The organism is Chitinophaga sp., assembly GCF_039596455.1.
Taxonomy (GTDB): Bacteria; Bacteroidota; Bacteroidia; order Chitinophagales; family Chitinophagaceae; genus Chitinophaga.
In genome coordinates, this window is the sequence record NZ_JBCNJR010000001.1 from 556,613 (window position 1) to 577,817 (window position 21,205).

General features: G+C 53.1%; 13 protein-coding genes. 5 read left to right on the forward strand and 8 right to left on the reverse strand.

The genetic code is table 11. The features are described 5' to 3' along the window. Window positions 1–16 precede the first annotated feature (16 nt). A complete protein-coding gene (locus ABDW36_RS02270; protein ID WP_343700257.1) occupies window positions 17–1,120 on the forward strand; it encodes a mechanosensitive ion channel domain-containing protein in 1,104 nt (367 codons plus the stop codon). A 170-nt stretch (window positions 1,121–1,290) separates the two neighbouring features. On the opposite strand, the gene ABDW36_RS02275 is transcribed toward ABDW36_RS02270, so the two are convergent. The 3 genes from ABDW36_RS02275 to ABDW36_RS02285 form a co-directional block, all read right to left on the reverse strand. Next, complete coding sequence (locus ABDW36_RS02275) at window positions 1,291–1,794, reverse strand: hypothetical protein (RefSeq protein ID WP_343700258.1); 504 nt, start codon at window positions 1,792–1,794, stop codon at window positions 1,291–1,293. A 10-nt stretch (window positions 1,795–1,804) separates the two neighbouring features. After that, on the reverse strand, window positions 1,805–2,338 hold the full coding sequence (locus ABDW36_RS02280; RefSeq protein ID WP_343700259.1) for a MerR family transcriptional regulator: 534 nt from the start codon (window positions 2,336–2,338) through the stop codon (window positions 1,805–1,807). Window positions 2,339–2,460: 122 nt separating this feature from the next. Continuing rightward, window positions 2,461–3,462, reverse strand: a complete 1,002-nt coding sequence (locus ABDW36_RS02285; protein WP_343700260.1) for a peptidoglycan DD-metalloendopeptidase family protein — start codon at window positions 3,460–3,462, stop codon at window positions 2,461–2,463. 275 nt (window positions 3,463–3,737) lie between these two features. Between ABDW36_RS02285 and alaS the strand changes: the two genes are divergently transcribed. Together alaS and ABDW36_RS02295 are read left to right on the forward strand one after the other, a co-directional pair. Further along, the gene (gene alaS, locus ABDW36_RS02290; protein ID WP_343700261.1) at window positions 3,738–6,356 is read left to right on the forward strand and encodes an alanine--tRNA ligase; all 2,619 of its coding nucleotides are present in this window, start codon (window positions 3,738–3,740) and stop codon (window positions 6,354–6,356) included. A 180-nt stretch (window positions 6,357–6,536) separates the two neighbouring features. Further along, the gene (locus ABDW36_RS02295; protein ID WP_343700262.1) at window positions 6,537–7,508 is read left to right on the forward strand and encodes a PDZ domain-containing protein; all 972 of its coding nucleotides are present in this window, start codon (window positions 6,537–6,539) and stop codon (window positions 7,506–7,508) included. A 53-nt stretch (window positions 7,509–7,561) separates the two neighbouring features. On the opposite strand, the gene ABDW36_RS02300 is transcribed toward ABDW36_RS02295, so the two are convergent. Then, window positions 7,562–8,935, reverse strand: a complete 1,374-nt coding sequence (locus tag ABDW36_RS02300) for an aldehyde dehydrogenase (protein ID WP_343700263.1) — start codon at window positions 8,933–8,935, stop codon at window positions 7,562–7,564. A 93-nt stretch (window positions 8,936–9,028) separates the two neighbouring features. Here ABDW36_RS02300 and gatB point away from each other — a divergent pair, with 93 nt between their 5' ends. Together gatB and ABDW36_RS02310 are read left to right on the forward strand one after the other, a co-directional pair. Next, entirely contained in the window at window positions 9,029–10,486 is a 1,458-nt protein-coding gene (gene gatB / locus ABDW36_RS02305) for an Asp-tRNA(Asn)/Glu-tRNA(Gln) amidotransferase subunit GatB (protein WP_343700264.1), read from the forward strand. A gap of 187 nt (window positions 10,487–10,673) precedes the next feature. Beyond that, the gene (locus ABDW36_RS02310) at window positions 10,674–11,819 is read left to right on the forward strand and encodes a redoxin domain-containing protein (RefSeq protein WP_343700265.1); all 1,146 of its coding nucleotides are present in this window, start codon (window positions 10,674–10,676) and stop codon (window positions 11,817–11,819) included. Window positions 11,820–11,875: 56 nt separating this feature from the next. Here ABDW36_RS02310 and ABDW36_RS02315 read toward each other — a convergent pair whose 3' ends face one another. The 4 genes from ABDW36_RS02315 to ABDW36_RS02330 all read right to left on the reverse strand — a co-directional run bounded on the left by ABDW36_RS02315 (window position 11,876) and on the right by ABDW36_RS02330 (window position 21,061). Next, entirely contained in the window at window positions 11,876–13,330 is a 1,455-nt protein-coding gene (locus tag ABDW36_RS02315; RefSeq protein WP_343700266.1) for a RagB/SusD family nutrient uptake outer membrane protein, read from the reverse strand. A 33-nt stretch (window positions 13,331–13,363) separates the two neighbouring features. Then, window positions 13,364–16,486 (reverse strand): TonB-dependent receptor, encoded by a 3,123-nt coding sequence (locus tag ABDW36_RS02320; RefSeq protein WP_343700267.1) that lies wholly within the window; start codon window positions 16,484–16,486, stop codon window positions 13,364–13,366. Between the two features lie 349 nt (window positions 16,487–16,835). Beyond that, window positions 16,836–18,215 carry a RagB/SusD family nutrient uptake outer membrane protein gene (locus ABDW36_RS02325; protein WP_343700268.1) on the reverse strand — a complete coding sequence of 460 codons (1,380 nt, stop codon included), beginning with the start codon at window positions 18,213–18,215 and terminating at the stop codon, window positions 16,836–16,838. 5 nt (window positions 18,216–18,220) lie between these two features. After that, entirely contained in the window at window positions 18,221–21,061 is a 2,841-nt protein-coding gene (locus ABDW36_RS02330; protein ID WP_343700269.1) for a SusC/RagA family TonB-linked outer membrane protein, read from the reverse strand. Between the last annotated feature and the right edge of the window lie 144 nt (window positions 21,062–21,205).

The window sequence follows — 21,205 nt, forward strand, 5'->3', positions numbered from 1 at the left end:
ATATATCTGCATCACTATGGAAGAGATCCTTAACCAGGTTATCCTTGGCAATACCGTAGCCAACTATGGCATTGTACTGGCCATTATATTGTTCGTTTTCTTCATCCGCCGGTTCCTGTCCAAACAGCTGGCTGCAGGGCTTTTCCGGCTAATCAAACACTGGTCTCCCCAAATCAGCCAGCATGAATTCGTGGAGCTGCTGCTGCGGCCGATAGAATATTTCCTGCTGCTCACGGCGTTCATTATGGCCAGCAACCACCTCGTGTTCCCTGAAGAGCTGAACATTACCTTGTACAACCGCCCCAGCGGACCCTACCGGCTGCAAGACCTCACACAGCTGCTGCTGAAGGTCACTTTCTGCCTTACTGTTATCTGGATTGTGCTGCGGCTCATAGATTTCATAGCCCTCATCCTGGAAAAAAAGGCAGACCTCACGGAAGATAAAACAGACAACCAGTTCATCGTTTTTTTTCGTGACTTCTTCAAGGCCATCATCATTATACTGGGCAGTATGGTGGTGATCCACATCCTGTTCGGGAAAGAACTGGTAGAGAAGCTGGTGGCGGGCCTTGGCATAGGCGCGGCAGCCCTGGCCCTCGCCGCCAAGGAAAGTATCGAAAACCTCATTGGTTCGTTCATTATTTTTTCAGACAAACCCTTCCGTGTGGGAGACTTCGTAAAGGTAGACTCCTTTCAGGGCACCGTAGAAAAGATCGGCCTGCGCAGCACCCGCATCCGTACGCTGGAAAAAACCTTTGTGACCGTACCCAACAAAAAAATGGTAGACTCCGTGCTGGACAATCTTTCCCTGCGCACACAGCAACGCGTGGCTATCAAGATGGAGCTGGCCGCAGACACGCCGGCCGCCAGCGTAACCCTGGTGGTAAAAGACATTCATGCCTTCCTGGCCGGCCACCGGGATGTTGAGCCCGGCTTTTCCGTGAACTTTTTTGATTTCAGCAAAGACTCCTTTGTACTGCAGATCATTTACATGACCAACATTCTTGACGGCAACCGGTACCTCCAGCTGCGGGAAGAAGTGAACCTGGCGGCCGCAGGCATCATGGAGCAGCATGGGGTACGGCTGGCCATGAAAACGGATACGCCGCCGGCCGCGTAAGGCTAAAACAGGCCGGGTGTAACAACCCGTTGAACGCAAAGCCCGCTTTGCTTTAACGCTCGGCGCATAACGAAGCGCCCGGCATTCGCAATGTAAACCGCGGTATGCAATAAAAAAGAGGCCGATGGCAAAAACCATCGGCCTCTTTTGTTGCCTGCCGGCAGGCAATATCAATCTTTTCTTTTGGCATTCATTTTCATTAGTATCTGGGCCAGGTTCTCTTCCACGCTTGTAGGTGAACCGGCCGTGATGCGGCCCTCTTCCTTCCCGTTCTGCAACACCAGTATGGTGGGCACTTTTTTTACCTTGTAGCCGTCCACAGCATTGTCTCCGCTGTTGCCGGAGTTATCTACCCCGTACATCTGGATATTCTCTTCCGGTACGCTGGCCAGTATCATTACTTTATAAAATTCGGGCAGCAATTTGCGGCTGGCCTCGTCTGCCGTGTTCACCAGGGCTACCAGCTTTATTTTCTCTTTATTGGTCTTGATGTAGTTCACCATGTTGGCGTTTACATTATACTTGTTCACGCCGGTATAAAACCATGCAAAGGCCGAATCGTTGCTTAATTGTTTCAGTTCCAGTTTGCCTTTCACCTGCCTGGGCCCGTTCTGGCCCATAGCCACGGTAGACAACAGTAAACCGCATCCTAATAATACTCTGTGTAAACGCATAAAATCTGGTTTATAATTGATCTTTTAACTCTGTTAAAAACGCTCTTACTTTCTGCAGCGACTTTACCATCTCAAAATTGCGTGAGGCGGAGCGTTTGTCTTCCCGCAGCTTCTGCTTGGCGCCCTCAATGGTGTATTTCCGTTCGCGCAGCAGGTGGTAGATCAGCTTCAGGTTGTGGATGTCTTCCTGCCTGAACAGGCGGTCTCCCTTCCGGTTCTTCTTCGGCTGAAGGATGTCGAACTCGTTTTCCCAGTACCGTACCAGGGAGGTGTTGACCCTGAACATGCCGGCCACTTCGCTGATGGAGTAGTACTGCTTGTCAAGCGTCAGCTTTTCCAGCTCCTGTATCACGGTTGGGTCTCCGGCCAGTTCCTTCAGGCTTTTGCGGCCGCGTTTTTTGCCTTTGCCGGGCAGCTCTACCACGCCGGCGGGGGCCGCCTCTTCTTTTGCATCCTTCTCTTTATCCGTTGCAGGCTGCTGCGCTGCTTTCGGTGGAACGGGCGTTGGCAGTTCTGTGGCAAATAAATCCAGTTGCTGCATCATAACCGAAATCAATTGTGATTGAAAAAGAATACTGATACAATATTACGGAATCGCTCACGCATACCGCCCTGCCAAACCGTCTATTTTTGCACAACCGGGCATTTCCTCCAATAATCATTCCACTAATCGAAAGACTGGTTGCCGGAGCGGGCAATTTTCAGCATGCGGTCAAACTGTTCCGGGGTAAGGTCGTTGTAAAAGAAATACACGGGGTCTACCTTCACACCGTTCTTTACCACTTCGTAGTGGCAGTGCGGCCCGGTAGATTTGCCGGTGCTGCCTACCCAGCCCAGCACGTCACCTCGTTTCACGCTCTGGCCCCGCTTTACCTTCATGCGCACCATGTGGCCGTACAGGGATTTGTAGCCATAGCCATGGTTCACCACCACGTGGTTGCCGTAGCCCACGTCACTGAGGCTGGCTTCTTCTATCACCCCGTCTCCAGTAGCGTAAATGGGCGTACCGGAGGGAGCGGTGAAGTCAAGCCCGCTGTGGAACTTCATGGTTTTGTAAATCGGGTCTATACGGTAGCCGAAGCCAGACGCAATGCGGTCAAGGTCTTTATTGGCCACCGGCTGGATGGCCGGTATAGAGGCCAGCATTTTCTGCTTGTTCTTAATCAGGTCTTCTATCTGCAGGTAGGATTTTTCCTGCATTTTGACCCGGTTGGTCAGTTCCGCCAGCATTCTGGTGGCGCTGGCAATAATTTCGCCGTTCTCTTTCCGCTGCAATTGCTGGATCTCCTCATCTTTATCCGGCTGGCCGGCCCGCACACTGTCAGGAATAGGGGCCGCCTCAAAGATGACCCGGTAAATGGAATTGTCACGGTGCTGCAGCTCGTCTATCTCCGTTTTCAGGTCTGCCATGCGGCTCTTGAGGCCTTCATACTCTTCCTTCATATTGTCAATGTCACGGCGGAGCAGCTTTTCCTTCGGAGAGTCCAGGAAGCGGTAGGCTACAGAGAGGAACAGGATGCCCGTTACGATGGCGGCGGATAAAAAACCCAGTATCCGGAGTATTTTCACCCGCATGGATACTACGAGCTTTTCGTACTTGAGCGTTTGAGTATTGTAGAAATATTTGACCTTCTTCATGAACCAGTTGGCTTGATATGGCGTACGCATTCCCGGTTTTTCACAGGAAAACGGCGGTTATAGCTTGTTTTTTTGATGAATACAATCTATTTATTTCGATATTTTTGCACCGCGTTCAAACGCCTCTGGGAGCAGCGGCGGTATAAACAGGGGTGCACAAACCTAAGTGAATTAGGCTAAAACGGCAACCTTTTGAGTGCCAATTTTCCCGGCGGACCACTTTGCATAAAATACAAATAAACGCCAAAATTAGGACCGACGCAATTATAAAGTTAAAATTAGATATTAATACGTAGTAATATTTTATGACCGCAGGCGAGATCAGACAACAATTCCTGGATTTTTTTGCTTCCAAAGGCCACCACATTGTGCCTTCAGCCCCCATCGTGGTAAAGAACGACCCTACCCTGCTGTTTACCAACGCGGGCATGAACCAGTTCAAAGACATCTTTCTTGGCAACAAACCCGCGCCCTGGAAAAGGGTGGCAGATACCCAGAAGTGCCTGCGCGTAAGCGGCAAGCATAACGACCTGGAGGAAGTGGGCATAGACACCTACCACCACACCATGTTTGAAATGCTGGGCAACTGGAGCTTTGGCGACTATTTCAAGGAAGAGGCCATAGCCTGGAGCTGGGAACTGCTGACCGCGGTGTACAAGCTGCCCAAAGACAGGCTGTATGTAACTGTATTTGAAGGAGATGCCGCAGAAGGGCTGGCCCCTGACAGTGAGGCCATGGCCTTCTGGAAAAAGCATGTGGCGGAAGACCGCATCCTGATGGGCAACAAAAAAGACAACTTCTGGGAAATGGGCGATACCGGCCCCTGCGGACCCTGCTCCGAAATACATGTAGACTGCCGGTCTGACGAAGAAAGAGCGGCCACGCCGGGCAAAGACCTGGTGAACAGAGATCATCCGCAGGTAATTGAGATATGGAACAACGTATTCATGCAGTTCAACCGCCTGAAAGACGGTTCCCTGGAGCCGTTGCCCGCCAAACATGTAGACACGGGCATGGGCTTTGAGCGCCTGGTGCGGGTGCTGCAAGGGAAACAGAGCAATTATGATACAGACGTATTCACGCCCGTAATACACGCCACAGAACAACTCTGCGGCAAACAGTACGGCCAGGCTGAAAAAACAGACATCGCCTTCCGTGTAATTGCAGATCACATCCGCGCCATCTGCTTCACCATAGCAGACGGGCAGCTGCCGGCCAACAACGGCGCCGGTTACGTGATACGCCGCATCCTGCGCCGCGCCGTACGGTACTATTTCTCCTTCCTTGACGTGAAAAAACCACTGTTGCATGAGCTGGTGCCCGTATTGGCAGCGCAGTTCAGCAAAGTATTTCCCGAACTGCAGCAGCAGGAAGACTTTGTGAAAAAAGTAGTGTTTGAGGAAGAGAACGGTTTTCTCCGTACGCTTGACAGCGGCCTGGGCCGCATTGAGGCCATCACCACCGCTACCGCTGCCCAGCCTGTGATTGAAGGCAAAACCGCCTTTGAACTGTTTGATACCTACGGTTTCCCCATAGACCTTACCAACCTGATTGCTGCTGAAAAAGGCTATACGGTAGACATGGCAGGGTTTGAGGCCGAAATGAAGAAACAGAAAGACCGCTCCCGCGCAGCCACCGAGCTGGATATGGGAGACTGGACGCTGCTGAGCGAGCAACCGTCAGGCATTTTCACCGGCTACACAGAGCTGGCCACGGAAGCTAAAGTGCTCAAATACCGTAAAATAAAAGCAAAGGGTAAAGAGCAATACCAGCTGGTGCTTGACAAAACGCCCTTTTACGCTGAAAGCGGCGGGCAGGTGGGAGACACCGGCGTATTGCGCTTCAACGGAGAAGCCATTGCGGTAACAGATACCAAAAAGGAAAACGACCTCATTGTACATTTTACAGACAAGCTGCCCGCCAAAATAGACGGCACGGTACAGGCCGAAGTAGACGCCGCCCGGCGGCAGGGCACAGCCCGCCACCACTCTGCCACACACCTGCTGCATGCCGCGCTGCGCAAGGTATTGGGTACCCACGTGGCGCAGAAAGGCTCACTGGTAAACGCAGATTACCTGCGGTTTGACTTTTCCCATTTTGCCAAGGTAACAGATGAAGAGCTGGCGCAAATTGAGGCCATCGTAAATGAAAAGATCCGGGAAAACATACCCGTGGTGATAAAGGAGCTGCCCCGTGAGGAGGCGCTTAAACTGGGCGCTATGGCGCTGTTTGGCGAAAAGTACGGCGAAACCGTGCGCGTGGTGACCATAGACCCCTCTTATTCGATAGAGCTCTGTGGCGGCACCCATGTAGGCAGCACCGGCGAGCTGGGCCTGTTCAAGTTTCTGTCTGAAGGCGCTGTGGCCGCCGGTGTACGCCGGGTAGAAGCCGTAACAGGCGCCAAAGCGGAAGCTTACGTGAATGAGCAGTTGCAGCAACTGAAAGCCGTGAAGGCACAGTTAAAAAACCCGAAAGACGCCGGCGCCGCCGTAGAAAACCTGGTGAATGAAAAAGCCACGCTGGAAAAGCAGGTGGCCGCGCTGGAACTGAAACAGGTACAGCAACTGGCGGCGGCGCTGCCCGCACAGGCCACCGCGGTAAACGGCATACAGTTCCTGGGCGCACAGGTAGAAGCAGCCGGCGCAGACATGCTGCGGCAATTTGCTTTTGCCGTGAAAGACAAGCTCACTGAGCCTTACCTGGTAGTACTCTGCGCGGAAGCAGGCGGCAAAGCACAGGTAGTAGTGATGCTGTCTGACAGCCTGGTGAAAGATAAGGGCCTGAACGCACAGAAGATCATTAAAGAGCAGGTAGCCCCGCTGATCAAAGGCGGCGGCGGCGGGCAGCCCACGCTGGCAACGGCGGGCGGGCAAGACGCCGGTAACCTGCAGGCAGTAATAGAAAAAGTGAAAGGGCTGCTCTAAGCCCGAAACACTCCAGATATTAAGGCTGGCCGTTTTGCGGCCGGCCTTTTTTTGATCACCATGCAGCAGCCGCTTTCCGCCACGTCTTTTTAACAATCTTTTTATCCCGCCCCGTCTATTTTAACATTTTCTTACCTGATCCCAACCTTAAATTTGCGAAAACCGTAAACACGTTTTGATATGCGCAAATTATTGTACATCCTCAGCATGAGCGCCCTGACCACCCATTTGGTACTACCGGCCGCTGCCCAGGAAAAACGTTCCGGTAAACTGGGAGAGTATGATGAGATCATCATTAAAAGAAAAAATGGTGACAAGAACGCCAAGGTAACTATCGAGATCAAAGATGGGGAAGTGCTGGCAGACGGCCAGCAACTGGACGCGTACAAAGGTGATGGCATCATCATCCAGCGCCGCCATATTGTACCCCGCAACGGCAACACTGGCGCCATGTCTTTCTTCAACGATGATGATGATGACCGCAGCTTTGCCATTACCGGCAACAAAGCCGTGCTGGGCGTTATCACCGAAAAGAAAGAAGCTGCCGGCGCCACGGTGGTTGAAGTAGGTGAAGGTACCGCAGCCGAAAAGGCCGGCCTCAAAAAAGGGGACGTGATCACGGCCGTCAATGATAAAAAAGTAAATGAGCCGCAAGACCTGCATGAAATGATCGGTGAAATGGAGCCGGGAGATAAGGTAACGGTAACCTATAAACGCAACGGCAAAGAAAGCAAGGCAACCGCCACCCTTGGCCAACGTACAGACAATGTGCCGCGCATCTTCAACTTCCCGCCCACCCGGCCAGACAACCAGTTCCGCTTCCGCGGAGATATGCCGCCCTTCGGCAGCTTCGGCCCCCGGTTTGGCGACCGCGGTACCCGACTGGGCCTGTCTGTTCAGGATACCGAAGAAGGTAACGGCGCAAAAGTATTAGGCGTAACCAAAGGCTCTGCGGCTGAAAAGGCCGGTTTCGCGGAAAACGACCTCGTAACGGAAATTGCCGGCGAGCCGGTGAAGAACGCGGCCGAAGTAGCAGAGGCCTACCGCACTCATCAGCATGAAAGCAGCATTTCCGCCAAAGTGCAGCGCAATGGCAAAACGGAAACGCTCACTATTAAAGTGCCTAAAAAACTGAATACCGAAAATCTGTAATTATAGTTTAAGTGTAAGCAAAAAGAAGCGGCCTGTGTAATGCGGGCCGTTTTTTATTTCATTATCAGTTTAGCCAGTTTTATTTTGTTGCCGAAAGGCGGGTATTTTACCGGCACGTCCAGCCAGGTAGCGGTTTTCATCACCCCTTTCATGTGTGTAAATTCTTCAAAGCTGGCACGGCCGTGATAGCGCCCCATACCGCTATAGCCAATACCGCCGAAGGGCAGTTCCGCGTTGGTGAAATGCACCAGCGTGTTGTTTACACAGCCGCCACCGAAGGCCACCCTGTTGATAAAAGCCTGCTCCGTTTTACTGCTGCCGGAAAAAATGTATAAAGACAAGGGATAAGGGTTACGGGCAATTATACCTACCGCCTCATCTGTATTGCGGTAAGTGATAACCGGCAGCACCGGCCCGAAAATTTCTTCTTTCATTACCGGTGCGTCAAAAGACACGTTCGTAAGAATGGTAGGCCCCATGTACAGCTGCTCCCTGTCTGTATCCCCGCCGGCTTCCACATGGCCCTGCTGCAGGTAGGTAGCCAGGTGGTCAAAACGTTTATGGTTGATAATGCGCGGGTAGTCTGGGCTGGTGGCCGGGTTTTCCCCGAAGAACTGTGTGATGGCGGCCTTCATATATTGCAGCAGCGGTGCGGCAATGCTTTCATGGGCCAGCACATAGTCCGGCGCTATGCAGGTTTGCCCGGCGTTCCAGCATTTGCCCCAGATGATGCGTTTGGCGGCCGTTTTGAGATTGGCGGAAGCGTCTACCACGCAGGGGCTTTTGCCGCCCAGCTCCAGGGTAACGGGGGTGAGGTGGGGCGCCGCCATTTCCAGTATTTTGCGGCCTACGGGTATGCTGCCTGTGAAAAATATATGGTCAAAGCGGTGTTGCAGCAGGGCGGGTATCACCTCCTGCCCTTCCCCGGTCACCACCGTCACAAAGGCCGGGTCAAAAGCTTCGGCAATCACTTTTTGAGTAATGGCTTCCGTATGCGAAGCTATCTCCGAAGGTTTGAGTATAGCACAGTTGCCGGCGGCAATAGCGCCTATCAGCGGGTTAATGAGCAGTTGAAAAGGGTAGTTCCATGGCCCTATCAGCAGGGTGAGCCCCTTGGGCTCCGGGTAAATTTTGCTGCCGGAAGGGTAATGCATCAAGGGTGAGCTGACCGGTTGCGGCCGCATCCATTGCCGCAGGTTGGTGAGCGTATGGTCTATTTCGTCATACAACAGCCCTACCTCACTGCCAAAAGCCTCCATGGGATGTTTGCCCAGGTCTGCATGCAGAGCGGCCAGTATGGCGGGCTCATGACGCCTGATCACCTTTTTGAGCTGCTTTAGCTGTGCCTTGCGGAAAGCGTAAGAACGGGTAGCCCCGGAATCGAAAAAACGCCGCTGGGCACTGTATATATCGGTAATGGGCTTCATGGGAAAATGGGTATGTTCCCTGTAATTTCGTGAAAATTCCCTGCTTTTTAGCAGTTTGAATATCTTTGTGCGAATCAGTACGGAGAAAATAGTATGAGCGCAAGCATCGATTATAACAAGTATGAAGCGGTGATAGGCCTGGAAGTTCACGCCCAGCTTTTAACGCATAGCAAACTTTTCAGTAGCGACAGTGCGGCTTTCGGCGGCCAGCCCAACACGCACATCAGCCCGGTAACGCTGGGCCACCCCGGCACGCTGCCTTTCCTGAACCGCAAGGCGGTAGAGCTGGCCATCAGGCTGGGTTTTGCCTGCCACTGTGAAATTGAGCGCGAAAACTTCTTCGCCCGTAAAAACTATTTCTATCCTGACCTGCCCAAAGGCTACCAGATCAGCCAGCATACGGCGCCCATCTGCGTAGGCGGGCATGTGCCCATTTTTGCAGACGGCGCCGCGCGCAACATCCGCCTCAACCGCATCCACCTGGAAGAAGATGCCGGCAAATCCATACACGACCAGGACCCTCACAACACCATGGTAGACTACAACCGTGCCGGGGTACCCCTGGTGGAGATAGTAACGGAGCCCGACCTGCACCATGCAGATGAGGCGTACGCCTACCTCACGGAGCTGCGCCGCCTGGTACGCTGGCTGGAGGTGTGTGACGGCAATATGGAAGAAGGCTCCATGCGCTGCGACGCCAATATTTCCATCCGCCTGAAAGGAGATACCAGCCTGGGCACCAAAGTGGAAGTGAAGAACATGAACTCCATCCGCAATGTGAAACGCGCCATAGAAAATGAGATAAAAAGGCAGATAGAGCTGGTAGAAGCCGGTGAAAGGATCGTGCAGGAAACACGCAGCTTCGAAGCGTCTAACGGCAGCTCTTTCCCGCTGCGCTCCAAAGAGGAAGCGAATGACTACCGTTACTTCCCGGAACCAGACCTGGCACCCTTCCGCATTACCGAAGACTTTCTGAACGAGATACGCAGCGCGTTGCCGGAACTGCCGGAAGAAATGGTGCAGCGCTATATGCAAGAACTGCAGCTACCGGAATATGACGCCCGCGTGATCTGTGACGACAAACCCACTGCAGCCTATTTTGAGGCGCTGATAGCCACCACGCCCCATCATAAAGCCGCCGCCAACTGGATGCTGGGCCCCGTAAAATCATGGCTGAACGAAAGGAACGGCAGCATGGAGCAATTTCCCCTCCAACCCGCATCCCTGGCTGAACTGATTGCCCTTATCGCAGACGGCAAAGTGAACTTTTCCATTGCCTCTTCCCGCATTTTGCCTGCCATGATAGAAGCACCGGGTAAAACACCGCTGGCCATTGCCACAGAGCTGAACCTCATACAAGACAAGGACGAGAACAGCATTCTGCCCGTTATTGAGGCCGTGCTGGCCAAATACCCCGGTAAGGTGGCAGAGTTCAGGGCAGGGAAGAAAGGATTGATAGGGCTGTTTGTAGGAGAAGTGATGAAAATGAGCGCCGGTAAGGCAGACCCTAAACTCACCAACGAGCTATTGCTCAAACAGTTGAACAGCTAGGAACGCCGCTCATCCAGTTTTGCGTGAAAGGCCGGCCTAACTGCCTTGCCATTGCAGCATGCTGGAATAAGTTACGGCCTGTTTGCCAGTAACATGCGGTTGCCGGTTACATAATTTTAACAAAACTGCCGCGGGCATCCGGGTATTTAACCCTATTTTTGAATTTGTCATAGAAAAAAGAAAAACCATGAGAAAACTTGCCACCTGGATAGCCGGAGCAGCATTGCTGGCCGGCTGTGCGAGCCACCCGGAGAAAGGAGCCTTCAAGATCGACGTTAAGCTGGCCAATGCCCCGCTTGAAAAAGTGTACCTGGAAGAAATATCAGGCCAAGCACCCAAAGTAGTAGATACTACCGCCGTGAAAGACGCTTCCGGAAAGGTAGAGCTGGATGGCATGGTAACAGAGCAGGGCCTGTACCGCATCCGCTTTGAAAGCGGTAAATACATACTGCTGGCGCTGGATGCGGGAGACATGAGCATTAATGGTGATTATAACGAACTGGAAAAGATCAGTGTAAAAGGCTCTGAAGCCACCACGGAAATCCAGCAATTGCTCAACCAGTACAGCGAAAAAACACAGGCGCTGAGCAAGGAAATGCAGGCCATGGACAGCCTGCGGATAGCCAAAACGCCAGACAGCGTTATGGCGGCCCGAATGGACGCATTCGAGAAAAAAGAAGAACAGTACAAAGAATATTTCCTCAACGCCGCACAAAAAAGCAAACACCCCGTACCGGCCGTGTTCGCCATCAACCTGGTGGGTTTCAAAGACGCGGAAGACATGCTCTCCCACAAGAAAGAACTGGAAGACATCATCAAGCGCTTTCCCAACAACGCCATGGTGAAGGATATGCAAACCTTCCTGGCAGACGTGCAGAAAGACCAGACGCAGGCCTCCGCGGCAGGCCCGGCTTCTTTCATTGGCAAAGATGCGCCTGATTTTACCCTGCCTGACCCCTCCGGCAAAAACATCAGCCTCAGCTCCTTCAAAGGGAAATATGTGCTGGTAGACTTCTGGGCCAGCTGGTGCGGCCCCTGCCGCCAGGAAAACCCCAACGTGGTGAACGCTTACCTGAAATACAAAAACAAGAATTTCACTATACTGGGCGTTTCACTGGACAAAACAAAGGAGGCCTGGCTGCAGGCCATTGCGGATGACGGCCTGAACTGGAACCATGTAAGCGACCTGAAATTCTGGGAGTCTGCCGTGGTGCCCTTGTATGGCATTTCCGGCATTCCCACCAATATACTCATAGACCCGCAGGGCAAGGTGATTGCTGCCAACCTGCGCGGCAGCGGGCTTGAAAGCAAGCTGAGCGAAGTATTACAATAAACTGTTTGCATGCATACAGCAAAAGGGCCGGCTTTGCAGCCGGCCCTTTTTTATTTTTATCCCCCATAGCCGGGGTTTTGTTCCAGCGCTGTGTTTTGCTGAGTGTCTACAAATGGAATAGGGAATATCACCAGTTGTGCGTTCCACTCAATTTCGGGTTGGGAAGTGCGGGCCGGTATGTTCCTTTTGGTCCGCACAAAATCCGTCATGCCATGCCCTTCAAACGCCAGTTCTATTCTCCTTTCATTCAGTATCAGGTCTATCAGCTGGGCCTGCGTAACGGGCGGCGTAATGGCTCCCGCGTTGGAACGGGCACGTACTTCCAGCAAGGTGGTGAGCGCCACCGGGTCAGGCGCTGCCGTGTTCAGCCGGGCCAATGCTTCTGCCTTGATCAGCTTTATTTCTCCCAAACGTAAAACGGGCACCCAGGAATCAAACGTAGTAGTGTAATACTTGGCCGTCCAGTAGGTAAGCGTGGTAGTGCCGGTGGTACGCAGCAGCTGCGTTCTGCGTTCATCTGTAGCAGAAAAATTGGGCAGGTTGCGGTAGGCCGCATTCACGGAAATGTCTCCGCGGCCCAGCGGACTGTAGTGCTGCCCGATAGCGTTGTTGGTGTTCGGGTTGTCTGCCGTGTTCATGGCCACGGCAAAAATGCCCTCAGATGTGCTGGAATAATTGTCCTTGGAGAAATAGTTCTGCAAGTCAGGCTCCAGCGAGAAATTGCGGGCGGAGCTGATCACCTCATCTGCTTTGGCATTTGCATTGCCCCATTGCCCCATTACCAGGTAGATCCTTGCCATCAGTGCATCTGCAGCCGCCTTGGTGGCACGGGCATGGTCGAAGTAATCATCATCCCAGGTTACGGGCAGGTTGGCGGAAGCTTCTGTGAGGTCTGCCAGCATCTGGTCATACACCTGTTTTACGGTGCTGCGCGGTATTTTGTTGGCGGCAGAAAGCGCTTCCGCACCATTGGTCACTGCGTCCAGCACCAGCGGAACGCCCAGGTGGCTGGCATCTGGTGTGAACACGTAAGTTTGCGCATACAGGTTCACGAGGTAATAATAACAGAGCGCGCGAATGAACTTTGCTTCCGCGTAATATGGCCTGGCCGCATCAGCGCCAATCACAGACTCATTTTCCTGCAGCCGCTTCAGGAAATAATTGGCTTCAAAAATGGTGCGGTAGCCGCCCGTCCATGCGTTTTGCGCTATGGTGTTGTTGGATATCATGTTGAATGTTCCCACATTGCCGAAGAAGGAAGACACGTTGGCGTCATTCCCCCGCTGGTCTACATAGATCAGTACACGGCCGCCGAGGAACTCTGCGTTTTGCAGCGCATTGTACATGCCTATGGCAGCCTTCTCGATCCGGTCAGGGGAATTAAATATCTGTGCCGGGTCTATATTCACAAAGGGCTCCTGCTCGTCTACCTTTGAACAGGCCGTCAGCAGCAACAGGCCTGCCAGCATAGCGCCCAGGTATTTGACGAAAGTATGTTTAATCGTAGTCATAGTCGTAAGTTTTAATCGGTACATCAAACCTTTTTAGAAACTGGCATTGAGGCCTATTGAAAAAGTACGCGCCAGCGGTACGCCCCGGCTGTCTACACCAAAGGCTATGTTCGCCGTGCGGTTGGTGTTGATCTCAGGGTCTTGCCCGGAATAACCTGTAAGCAACGCCAGGTTGTCTCCCGCCACATAGAGGCGCAAGGTATTCATGCCCAGTTTCTGCTTGATGTTCGGGAAGCTGTACCCCAGGCTTACTGTTTTCAGGCGCAGGTAGTCTGCTTTTTCCAGCCAGCGCGTGGAGGTTTGCGTGGTGATGTTGTCTACCAGGTACAAGCGGGGCACGCTGGTGTTGGTATTGGTGGGCGTCCATCGTTTTTCTATTTCCGTGATGTTGTTCTGCAGGAAGTTGGTCATCAAACCCTGCCGCGTTGCGTTCAGGATGGAGTTGCCGCCACTGAACTGGAGCTGTATGTTCAGCTCAAATCCTTTGTAGGAAAGCGTGTTGTCCCATCCGCCATACCAGGTGGGGTAACCGGTCACCCCTTCCAGATATACCGCATCACTGGCAGTGATGGCAGATACCTTGGTGCTGCCGTCTGGCGTGGTCCAACGGTCTGCCGTGGGCGCTCCGGGGTTGTACATTCTTACGTTGCCTTCTTTATCGTAAAACATGCCGTAGCCTGTTTCGGGGTTTACGCCCGCCCAGCGGATCATATAGAACACACCCAGCGGACGGCCAACGCTGGCGCGGTTGGAACCGCTGATAATGTCTGTACCGTCTACCAGTTTTTTCACTTCGTTCTTGAGATGGGTGAAGTTGGCGGAAGTGGCCCAGGTGAAATTTTTGGCTTCTACCGGTGTGGCGTTTACCGTAATTTCAAAACCTGTGTTGCGCATGGCGCCAATATTGGTAGTAACGGCCGATGCAGGTACGCCCACCGTTCGGAGCACCGGTGCGTCCAGTACCAGTTTGTCAACATTATTGCTAAAATAATCCAGTACAAGGCCGATGCGGTTGCGGAGGAAAGAAGCGTCCAGCCCAACGTCCAGCTTGCGTGAAGATTCCCATTGCAGGTTGGGGTCTCCTATCTGCGACATAGACAGGCCATTGAGGTCTGCATACTGTCCACCGCCATACAGGGTACGGGCGGCATACGGGCCAATCTCCGAATTACCTACTACGCCGTAGCTCGCGCGCAGCTTCAGATCGCTCACAAAGTCTACATTATCCTTGAAAAAGTTCTCTTCATAAATACGCCAGCCAATGGAACCGCTGGGAAAGTACCCGCGGCGGTTGTTGATGCCGAAACCGGAATACGCATCCGCACGGAAGGCAAATTCAGCGTAGTATTTTGCGCCGTAGTTGTAGGCCAGGCGGCCGAAGTAGGAATCGAAGGCCCTTGCATTGGCCGTACCGCCGGTAAACGAATTGTCTGTACCTGCAAACAAACCGTCATAAATATTCTGGAAGTAGCTGTCTGCAAGGTTGCCCTGGCCGGTGAACAGCTCTGTGCGTTTGCTGTACTGGTATTCAACGCCTGCAGTGATAGTAACGTTATGTTGCTGCGCAAAGGTATGCGCGTAAGATGCAAAGTTAGACCAGTTCCACTGGTTCAAACGCAAGAGGTTTTCCTGCACCAGGCCATTGAAACCCACGCCCAGGCCGGCCTGGTCTGGCCCGCTGTACTGGTCTTCAAAGTTCTGGATGTAATCTATCCCGAAACGGGAGGTCAGCTTCAACCCGGTAACCGGCGTTACCTCCAGGTAAACGTTACCCAATGTGCGGTTGCTCTGATTATCGTTCCTGCCCATGTACACAGTGGTAAGCGGGTGGAAGAAACGGTTCAGCCGGTAGGTGATGTTGTTGTTGCCATTGCCGAGGTCCCGGTTGCTGGGGTTCAGGTAATAACCGCCAAACTCGCCGGTGTTGTTATATATAGGCACGTTAGGCGGAGCGTTGTAACCCGCAATGGTAGAGCCTGCCAGCAGCCCGTCCGAGAGCACGCCGTTGTTCAGGCCGCGGGAAGCATAGAGGCTGATGCCTGCCTTCAGCCAGGTTTTGGGCGTAAGGTCGAGGTTGAGCCTGGCGGAGCCCCTGCGCAGGCGGTTGGTGATCACAAAGCCTCTCATATCTGCATATTCTGCAGAAGCGTAATACTGCGCCCTGTCTCCCCCGCCGGAGAAGTTCAGCTGGTGCGTTTGCGAGAAACCCGTTTTGAATACTTCGTCAATCCAGTTGGTACGGTCTGGCTGCCCGTCTCCATTCACGTCTATGTCTGCGGCAATGTTGGCAACACCGGCGTTGGCAGCTTTTTCGTTCTGGATGGCAATGAAACGGTCTCCATCCAGCACCTTGGGTATTCTGGCGCCACGGGCCCAGCCGAGGTTGGTGTTATATCCCACATTAACGGTGCCTTTCAGCCCGCGTTTGGTGGTGATCACAATTACGCCGTTAGCCGCACGGGAACCGTAAAGCGCAGCTGCGGCAGCGTCTTTCAGCACATCAACGGAAGCAATGTCATTGGGATTGATGTCTGCCAGCGGGTTGAAGCGGGTACCGTTGCCACTGTTGAACACATTGAGATTGGTAGCCGTGTTCAGCGGCACACCGTCCAGCACAATCAGCGGCTGTGCGCTGTTGCTGATGGAGTTTACACCACGGATGCGGATGGCCACGGCATCACCCACCATACCGGATTGCACGTTCACGTTCACGCCGGCCGCCGCTCCGTCAAGCGCCTGGTCAAAACTCTGGATGGGTTTGTTGTTGATCTTGCTGCCGTCAATATTGGCAGTGGAGGCCGTCACATCTTTTTTCTTGATGTCTACGTACCCTGTTACCACTACTTCCTGGAGCGTACGGTCATCCAGGTCCAGCTGCACATCACGGGCGCCCCCGGCCGGCGCCGCCAGCTCCTGCGTGCCGTAACCAATGAAGGAATACACCAGCACGTCAGAAGGGCCGGATACCTCTATCCGGTATTCCCCGTTTGCGTTGGTGATGGTGCCTTTGGTAGTTCCTTTGATGGAGACGGTAACGCCGGGAAGTGGAGATCCGTCTTTTGCGTCTGTTACTTTGCCGGTAATGACCCGCTGCTGGGCATGGAGCTGCCCAAACATCAATACCGAAAAGAACATGAGGAGTAACATTCTTTTCATCTCGAATGGATTTTGGTGATGAGATTCTAATTGTCCAGCTAGGGAGTAAACAGGAGATTTTGATTGTTTGAGGGTTATCGTTTCACCAGTAGAGATAAATAGTTGCTGCTTTCGGGTTACAAATAGTTATTTGTAAATTAATAAAGAATTGTCAATAAACCACCATAAATAGTTAAAATAACATCATTAACAAATATGTCATTTTAGATATAACAAGATAAGTTTATGCGGAAGTTGCAGTATTACGGTTGTTTCAAGGAGCAATCTCCACTTTGCAGCAAAAAGCCGCCCCTGTTGGCGGAGCGGCTTGCCGAGAGATTTAAAATTATCTAGTTAATGCTAAATCACCTTATTGATACTTCGGATGCTGCGACACGTTCTCGTTAGCTTGTGTTTCCCGCAAAGGTATAGGCATATAATATCCCCGGTCTGCCGGCGTATTGAGAAGCGCGGCTGGCGCCTGCACTACATCTTCCGGTATGCGGCTGATGGGCGCTTTTTTTCTCCGGAGGTCAAAATAGCGATGGCCTTCGAAAGCCAGCTCTTTATATCGTTCTTCCAACACGGCATCAGCAAGTGCCTGCGGGCTGGCAAATGTTACGGCAGTGTAACCGTTCAGCCTTTGTGCGCGCAGGGCATTGAGGTCTGCAGTGCCGGATGCCAGTCCCACCGTACCAGTGGCTGCATAAGCTTCTGCGCGGACCAGGTACATTTCCGACACGCGCAGCAATTTTACATCTGCCAGGTTTACGAGTGCAGGCTGGCCGCCTACGTATTTGTTCACTGCCCAGCGGCCGGCGCCCAGGTCTTTGAACCAGGCGTTGAAACGCACGTCTGTAGCAGCATTCATGCTATTCATCAGCTTAAATGCGGGAGCGTACATAATACGTGTGCCCTCCCTGTAAAAATCTCCCAGTTTCGCGTCCTGCGCTTCGCGCCTCAGTTTCCAGATCACTTCAGCATTGCTTTTATCCAGCCAGACGTCAGCGAACTGCGCGGGCGTAGCCAGCGGCATGGCGTTGATCACCGTAGAGGCGTGAGTGATAGCCTGCTCCCAATGCTCCTGCCAGAGCGCGGAGCGCGCCTGCATGGCAATTACCGCCAGCGCGGTTACATGCGTATTGACGGTATAGCCGGCGGGTATCAGCGGGCGGGCGGCCGCGAGGTCGGCATCTATCTGTTCAAACACTTTGCTTACCGGCACCCGCGCGGGTTTGCCGATGGCGGAACTGGTCATTACCGGTATACCGGGTGAAGTGGGATCATAATCTACCGCATAATGCCGAAGCAGCTCAAAGTGGCAGTAAGCGCGGATAGCCAGCAGCTCGCCTTTCAACTGGTCTCTTTTGGCTTCATCCTGCTGGGGCACTGCTACGCCGTCTATCTTGTCCAATATGCGGTTGGCCCTGTCTATCACCATATAAAAATTCTGCCAGGCCTGGCCAATGTCTGCAATAACGGGCTCCTGCTTCCAGCTAAACACTTGTACGCCTTTGTTGGTGTTGTTCTCTACCGGCAGCATGTTTTCATCCGCCATCAGTGAGCTGATAGTAATGCTGGTGGTGCCCAGGCCGGCGTAAACGCCCAGCACGCCGGCATTCAGATCATCTACCGTCTGGAACACCACAGACTGGTCTACGTTTTCGGTGGGTTTTACGTCCAGGTCTCCCAGGCAGGAGCTGGCCGTCCAACACAGCAGCAGTGCGCAATATTTAGAAAGTGATCTCATGTTTCTCAGAATTGTATGCTTGCGCCGGCCGTAATGGTACGGGCGGCAGGATATTCAAATAAAGCGGTATTGTTCGTGTCTTCGGGATCAAGGCCGTTCCAGCCGGTGAAGGTCAGCAGGTTCTGCCCCTGCAGGTACACAGTGGCGCCCTGCAGTATTCGTGTGCCTTTCAGCAGCTTTGCGGGAAAGGTGTAAGCCAGCTGTATATTCCGCAGCCGTACAAAAGAAGCGTTCTGAATTTCACGTGAGCTGAAGCCGAACGGTTCGGAGAACTTCGGCTGGTTGGTAATATCGCCGCGCTTGCGCCAGCGGGTAAGCCATTTGCGGCTCTGGTTGCTGGCGGCGTTGCCGTTGCTGTTCAATGTATAGAACTCTTCGGAGCTGTAACGGTAAAGGTCTTGCATGTAGGAAAAAAGCATGTCTAGCGAAAAGCCTTTCCACCTGGCACCGGTGGTAAAGCCGCCAAAGCAAGACGGGTCTGAGGTACCAAATTCGGCCACGCTTTGCGCGGGGTTGTTGACGTTGGTGATGGAACCGTCCTGGTTGTAATATTGCGGCTTCCCGGTTTCGGGGTCTACCCCGGCCCACTTCACCACATAGTGCGTATTAACGGGCAGGCCCGTACGAAAGAGGTTAGTACCCTGTGTAAATTCAGTGGTTTTACCCAGGCTGATGATCTTGTTTTTATTATAGGTAAGCGTGAGACCGGCGTACAGGGTGAATGCACTGTTCCGCACAATGTCTCCGCTGAGGTCTATTTCTATACCACGGTTGCGGATGGTGCCGGCATTATTGAGGCGGGAGGAAAAGCCGCTGGTTTGCGAAAGCTGCTCTTCCACAAACACTCCTTCAGTAAGCCGGTTGTACCAGTCTGCAACCAGCCGCAGGCGGTTATCAAACATGGCCAGGTCTATACCGGTATTCAATATTTTGGTATACTCCCAGTCATAGGTGTCGTTACCGGGAGAAACGGGTACAATGGCAGGCGAGCCGTCGTAACGGGCGGCGCCGTAACCCGCGGTGTAGGCAAAGTTGCCGGGGAAGGGCGAAGCAGCCGTACCATAGGTAGCGCGCAGGCGCAGGGTGTTCAGCCAGCTGAGCGGCTGCATAAAGCTTTCCCTGCTCATATCATAACCGGCGCCCACAGAGTAAAAGCTTTTCCAGCGGTTTTGCTCAGGCACGGTAGAAGAACCGTCCCGGCGGTAGGTAACGTTCAGCATGTACTTGTCTGCATAGCTGTACCGCGCCAGGCCAATCCAGGAAGCCATGGCCAGGCCTGACTTACCGCCGCCTATCTGCGGAATAAAGCCGTTGAGCGCGGTGCCCTGGGTGATGCCGGAAAGCGTGCCGCTCAGGCCGGGCGTAATGCCATAGCCGGTAATGCGCATGCTGGAAGTTTTCATGCGGTTGAACTCGTAAAAAGCGCCGGCGGTGAAATGGTGAAGCTCATTGAAATGCCTGGAGTAGTTGAGGCCTGTGGTGGCGGTAAACTGGTAATACCGCGTCATTTCCTCCCGGTGCAGGCCCTGCCCGCCTGGCGTGGTGGCGGCGCTGTAGGAACCAGGCTTTACGGTGCGGGTATCTACATTTTCCCGGTAGTCCATACCAAAGTTGGCAGAAGCATAGAGGGAGCTGGTAAAATTATAGCGCATGGCGGTGTTGATGAGGCCTTTCAGCTGGTTCACACGGTAGCTGGTATTTTCCATACGCTCCAGCGCATCAGAGCCTTCCCGCGTATCGTACGCGCCGCCCAGTTTATTTTTATTACCGCTGTGCATCAGCTGCCCGTTTACATAAGGCTCTTCATACGGCAGCCCGTAAAATGCGGCGGCAACGGGATTGCCTACATTGGTCAGGTTTTCGCTTTCTATGTAATCATTATTGGAATACCCGATGGCCGTGTTAATGGCCGCAGAAAAATTCTTTGCGTTAAAATCAAGGTTGGTGCGGAAGCTGTACCGTTCAAGACCTGAGCGCAAGGCAATGCCGGCTTGTTTCAGGTAGTTGCCGGAAGAATAGAAGCGCACGTTTTCCGTACCGCCGGAGGCGTTCAGCTCATATTCATGAAAGGGTGCGGAGGAGCGTAAAAATTTATCCCGCCAGTTGGTGTTAATGCCACGCAAGCTGTCAAGAATGGCGGCATATCTCTCCTTTACCTCCGGCGCCAGGTTGGCATTAGCCGGATTTTCAGGGGAAAAGCGCCAGCCGGGCCCCAGCGTGCGGCCGCCGGTTTCGAGGCCCACTTCCTCTTCAAACTGCAGGCGTTCTGTAGTATTCATCATGTCAAAGCGGCCGCGGGTAGGCATAGACACGCCGTGGCGGGTGTTGAAAGAAAGGCGTACGGGGCCGGTTTTCCCTCGTTTGGTGGTGATGAGTATTACGCCATTGGCGCCGCGGGCGCCGTACAGCGCGGTAGCGTTTGCATCTCTCAACACGCTTACGGAAGCAAAGTCTGCCGGGTTCATGCTCATAAATACACCGCTTTCCACGGCAATACCGTCTACTACATATAGTGGGGCTGTTACCCCTCCAATGTTAGCCTGCCCCCTGATGAGCACTTTGGCAGGCGCACCCGGCTGGCCGGTAGAGGAAGTTACCAGCAGCCCCGGCGCCAGGCCTTGCAAGGTCTGGTCAAAGGAAGCCATGGGCATGCGGTTTAGCTGGTTGCCTGAAATAATGGTGGCGGCACCGGTATATTGTTTACGGGTAGCCGTGTTGTAGCCGGTAATCACTACCTCATCCAGCAGCCTGGCGGTTGTACCCGCCGTGTCTGCCGGCGCAGTTTGTTGTGCAGTTGCGGGAATACTTATGGAGGCTGATAACCATAAGATTAGCGCATGTTTCATAGCGTAATTCATTTATGCCTCGTGTACAGAATTTGTGGCGTGACGGGATCAAGCGTACAAGGTACTGATTGTCAAGCGCTAAAGGTACTACACAAACATGTGATATACAAAGAAAGGCCGCCCTTTAACAAGAGCGGCCTTTCT

Coding starts and splice junctions, on each gene's coding strand:
- ABDW36_RS02310 (WP_343700265.1), top strand. CDS start 10,674: ATGAGAAAACTTGCCACCTGGATAGCCGGAGCAGCATTGCTGGCCGGC.
- ABDW36_RS02325 (WP_343700268.1), bottom strand. CDS start 18,215: ATGAGATCACTTTCTAAATATTGCGCACTGCTGCTGTGTTGGACGGCC.
- ABDW36_RS02285 (WP_343700260.1), bottom strand. CDS start 3,462: ATGCGTACGCCATATCAAGCCAACTGGTTCATGAAGAAGGTCAAATAT.
- ABDW36_RS02315 (WP_343700266.1), bottom strand. CDS start 13,330: ATGACTACGATTAAACATACTTTCGTCAAATACCTGGGCGCTATGCTG.
- ABDW36_RS02320 (WP_343700267.1), bottom strand. CDS start 16,486: ATGAAAAGAATGTTACTCCTCATGTTCTTTTCGGTATTGATGTTTGGG.
- gatB (WP_343700264.1), top strand. CDS start 9,029: ATGAGCGCAAGCATCGATTATAACAAGTATGAAGCGGTGATAGGCCTG.
- alaS (WP_343700261.1), top strand. CDS start 3,738: ATGACCGCAGGCGAGATCAGACAACAATTCCTGGATTTTTTTGCTTCC.
- ABDW36_RS02275 (WP_343700258.1), bottom strand. CDS start 1,794: ATGCGTTTACACAGAGTATTATTAGGATGCGGTTTACTGTTGTCTACC.
- ABDW36_RS02330 (WP_343700269.1), bottom strand. CDS start 21,061: ATGAAACATGCGCTAATCTTATGGTTATCAGCCTCCATAAGTATTCCC.
- ABDW36_RS02300 (WP_343700263.1), bottom strand. CDS start 8,935: ATGAAGCCCATTACCGATATATACAGTGCCCAGCGGCGTTTTTTCGAT.
- ABDW36_RS02280 (WP_343700259.1), bottom strand. CDS start 2,338: ATGATGCAGCAACTGGATTTATTTGCCACAGAACTGCCAACGCCCGTT.
- ABDW36_RS02270 (WP_343700257.1), top strand. CDS start 17: ATGGAAGAGATCCTTAACCAGGTTATCCTTGGCAATACCGTAGCCAAC.
- ABDW36_RS02295 (WP_343700262.1), top strand. CDS start 6,537: ATGCGCAAATTATTGTACATCCTCAGCATGAGCGCCCTGACCACCCAT.